The 1,091-nt window shown below is 32.0% G+C and carries 1 protein-coding gene; it reads left to right on the top strand.

The features are described from left to right. On the top strand, positions 1-950 hold a 950-nt coding region (locus ACE1ET_RS20440), incomplete at its 5' end, for a toxin-antitoxin system YwqK family antitoxin (RefSeq protein WP_375730283.1). Between the last annotated feature and the right edge of the window lie 141 nt (positions 951-1,091).

Here is a 1,091-nt window from a genome sequence, read left to right as displayed (position 1 = left end):
CGTTGTGCATAATATTTTCAGACACCCTGCAAATAATGAAAAAAACGATTCAAATAATATTAATCTTAATTAGTTTTAATTCTTTTGGCCAGGACTTTGATACTTTATCTAAGGTTCAATTGATTAATATTCAAGATTGTTTTAATTCTCAGCAATTGGCTTATGAAGCAGCTGATTATATCCTATCGATCCCTTTAGATTTTGATAAACAAAACCGGGATATAATTTCAGGATTTTTATTGAAATGGACAGGAATTAGTTTAAAATCTGGATTTGAAATCAATGAAGATTTATCAGGAACAATTAAGCTAGATCAGAATTTAATGAGTGTTTATTTAGCTTGTATCACTAAATCGATTCCTTCTGATTTTAAGACTAAAATACTCTATGATAGCATTGAGAATTCTATCATCCTAAATTACTTTGATTATTGCCGCATTTTTGCGTCAGACAATAAGGATATCATCAGAATTGTTAAAAATATCCAGCAGGATAATGATTCTAAATCAATTACTCACAGTGTTAAAAAAGCTCCAAATAAAACTGATGAGAATGGATTAAAACAAGGTCTATGGAAAGAGCATCTTCCTGAAGAAAATTTTGAGTATGCATTGATCAATTATGTAGACAATATCAGAGAAGGAGAATTCACTGCATATTATAAAAATAATGCTTTATATATGCGCGGTAATTATAAAACTGGGAAGCTAAACGGTGAACACATAATATATTATACAGATGGTCAGATTAAAGTAAAAAGACAATTCACAAATGGGCTTCAAACCGGAACAAAATATACTTTCAATGAAGATGGCTCAATATATTCAATAGTTAATTTCAAAGACGATAAATTACATGGACCATATTATAAATATGACGATGAGGGAGATCTTAAATGGTATATTGAGTACGAAAATGATGAAGAAATAAAAGTTATTAAAATGAAATAAATACTATGCACAACACGCGGTGCATAGTGCATGCGGTTCTTTTAACGTGCAAATCCACATGCATCCTGGCGTCGTTTTCGGCTTGACAGCCACCACTTCGTGGGACAGTCAACCGCACGACACCATACCGCGGAAACGTTG

The organism is Quyinboa mangrovi (assembly GCF_042219825.1).
In the GTDB taxonomy this organism is placed as follows: Bacteria; Bacteroidota; Bacteroidia; order Bacteroidales; family UBA5342; genus JBHJHP01.
This window is presented reverse-complemented; position numbering and strand designations above follow the sequence as displayed.